This is a genomic window from Hymenobacter agri (genome assembly GCF_054778495.1).
Map to the genome: position 1 here is coordinate 1 of NZ_BAAGZM010000529.1, position 3,006 is coordinate 3,006.

A 3,006-nucleotide genomic window follows, 5' to 3' on the forward strand; every position below is an offset into this window, starting at 1 on the left:
GCCGGCGGCGGCGCGGCGCTGCTCTTCCAGCAGCAGGGCGCGTACCACGGCGTACATGTCCACGTCGCCGGTCAGGTGGTCGGCCTCGTGGAAGTTGCGCGGGTTATCCTCCCGCTTGGTGGCGCGCAGATGCACAAAGTGGATGCGCGGGCCAAACTGCCGGGCCAGCGCCGGCAGGTCGTTGTCGGCGCGCACGCCCAGCGAGCCCGTGCAGAACGTGAGGCCGTTGGCCGGTACGTCGCAGGCGGCCAGCAGGGCGGCAATGTCGTTGCCGGTGCTCATCACCCGCGGCAGGCCCAGCAGCGGAAACGGCGGGTCGTCGGGGTGGATGCACAGGTTGACGCCCACCTCCTGGGCCACCGGGGCCACTTGCTGAATGAAGTAGTGCAGGTTGGCGCGCAGCGTCGCGGCATCGATGGCCGCGTACTCATCGAGCAGCACCTGGAAGCCGGCCAGCTCAAACGCCTCTTCCGAGCCGGGCAGGCCCAGCAGCACCGTGTTGCTGAGGTCGGCAACTTCGGCCGGGCTCATAGCGGCGAACTGCTGGCGGGCGGCGTCGGCCACGGCGGGCTCGTAGGCGGCCTCGGCGCCGGGACGCTTCAGGATGCAGAGGTCGAACACGGCGAAGTCCTGCCACACGAAGCGCAGGGCGCGCGAGCCGTCGGGCATCTCGTAGTGCACGCTGGTGCGCGACCAATCCAGTACTGGCATGAAGTTGTAGCACACCGTGCGGATGCCGCAGGCAGCCAGATTACGCAGCGACGCTTTGTAGTTCGCTATGTACAACTCGCGCGCGGGCAGGCCTTTCTTAATGGCCTCGTGCACGGGCAGGCTTTCCACCACGGCCCAGTGCAGGGGCGCGTGCGTGGCGTTGTCGGCCGCAATCAGCTCCTGCCGCGCCAGGATTTCCGTTACCGGCCACTCCGCGCCCACCGGTAGCTGGTGCAGGGCCGTGACCACGCCCGCGCAACCGGCCTGCCGGATGTCGAACAGTGAAACGGGGTCGTGGGGGCCAAACCAGCGCATGGTGTGCAGCATACGGTGAGCTATTTACAAAAAGTCCAATTTGTGATATCAATCTCCGGTTTAGGGCAACAAAGGTATCAAAACCGGTCCGCTGGCTCGTTTGCCAAACTTCTTATCGAAAGTAATGCAACACCGGCATAGTTGTACACCGCAAAAAGTGCCTAAAATCAATAATTTCCCACGAAAACTATCGGCAACGTTTCCGGAAACGTTGCCGATACAAAACTTTTTGTTAACCGTGACAAAAAATATTTTTTATTCTTACTTTTGAGTAAGCACTCACCCGCGAAACACAATCCTTTGTGGAGCGAGGCTGTATTATAAATTAAATTCAATTTTATGATTACCTGCGTCAAATGCCGTAAGCCGGACTCGGTGCTGAAAGCGGGCTTCGTGCGCGGCCGCCAGCGCTACCTCTGCAAGTCCTGCGACTACCACTTCACGGAGGAGAAGCCCGGCCCCGCGCCCGAGCGGCGCCGCACGCAAACCACCATTGGCGACGTGGCGAAGGCGGTGGGCGTGGCGTCGTCCACGGTATCGCGGGCGCTGAACGGCCACACCGACATCAGCCCCGCCACCCGCCAGGCCATTCTCGACGCGGCCCGCCAACTCGACTACCAGCCCAACCTGTTGGCCCAGAGCCTCAAAAGCCGCGAAACCCATACCCTGGGCGTACTGATTCCAGATATCGAGCGGCCGTTTTTTGCCACGGTGGTGAGCGGCATTCAGGCGGTGGCCACCGAGTCGGGCTACCGCGTGATGATTATGCAGTCGAAGGAGTCGTACCGCACCGAGGTGAGCAACGTGCAGGCGCTGGTGGCCAGCCAGGTCGATGGCCTGCTCATCTGCCACTCGCGCGAAACCGAGAACTTCGACCACGTGAAGCCCAGCGCCTGCCGCGGCATTCCGGTGGTGCATTTCGACCGCGTGAGCAACGAGGTGGACAGCGCCAAGGTGATTCTTGATGACTGGAACGGGGCTTATAATATTACCGAGCACCTTATTCAGCAGGGGGCGCGGCGCATTGCCATTCTGGCCGGGCCCGAGTCGCTGCTCATCAGCCGCAACCGCCTGGCCGGCTACCAAAGCGCCCTGAAACGCTACAACCTGCCCCTGCGGCCCGAATACGAGGTGCACATCGAATTTCAGACCGACCAGGCCGAGGCGGCGCTCGACAACTGGCTGGCCTTGCCCGAGCCGCCCGATGCCATCTTCGCCATCAACTACACCAATGCCTTCGACCTGCTGGTGGCCCTGAAAAGGCGCAGCGTGCGCGTGCCGCAGGACGTGGCCGTGGTAGGCTTCGGCGACGAGTTTATGGCCGCCATGATTGAGCCCGGCCTCACCACCGTCGACCTCCACCCCTACCGCATCGGCCAACAGGCCGCCCGCCTCATCCTGGAGCATCTGCAGCTTAAGGAACAGTTCCAGCCCCGCACGTTCGTCATTTCCGGCGACCTTATTATCCGGCAGTCGTCGCTGAAAGCGGCGGCAGATGTCTTCGCGCTGGGGATTTAGAAGAGAGCGTACTGACTACATAGACCGTCATGCTGAGCGGAGGCGCAGCCGGAGCCGAAGCATCTCTACCGCGCAACTAATCCCAACGATTGGGTTTACTACTGCACGCGAGATGCTTCGACTGCGGCTACGCCTCCGCTCAGCATGACGGTCTTTTTTATTCTACTTGTTTATTGATTTGAAAAAATAGCCTTTTCATTTTGAAAAAATTTATCCCCGTCGGGCCCTGCGCCCGGCGGGGATTTTTTATTAATTATTTATATATCAGCGCGTTTTAAATTTTCGCCGAAATAATTTTCAAACCGGCATTGGTCTTGGCATTAGGTGGCAGTCACCAACAATCTGCTGCTCATGGCTATTCTCGAAAACCTCACCAAAGCCGCCAAAGGCTTCTTCGTTGAAGAAGACGGCGCGGCCCCTACGGCACCCGCACCCGTTGCGGCGGCACCCGCGCCGGCCCCG

2 protein-coding genes are annotated in these 3,006 nt (G+C 60.9%); one reads left to right on the forward strand and one right to left on the reverse strand.

From position 1 onward, the window contains the following. Positions 1–1,038 (reverse strand): mannonate dehydratase (gene uxuA / locus ACYVDE_RS18830; RefSeq protein WP_460503088.1); only part of this gene is annotated, 1,038 nt, incomplete at its 3' end. A gap of 327 nt (positions 1,039–1,365) precedes the next feature. Here uxuA and ACYVDE_RS18835 point away from each other — a divergent pair. Then, complete coding sequence (locus ACYVDE_RS18835) at positions 1,366–2,544, forward strand: LacI family DNA-binding transcriptional regulator (protein ID WP_460503089.1); 1,179 nt, start codon at positions 1,366–1,368, stop codon at positions 2,542–2,544. Positions 2,545–3,006 lie beyond the last annotated feature (462 nt).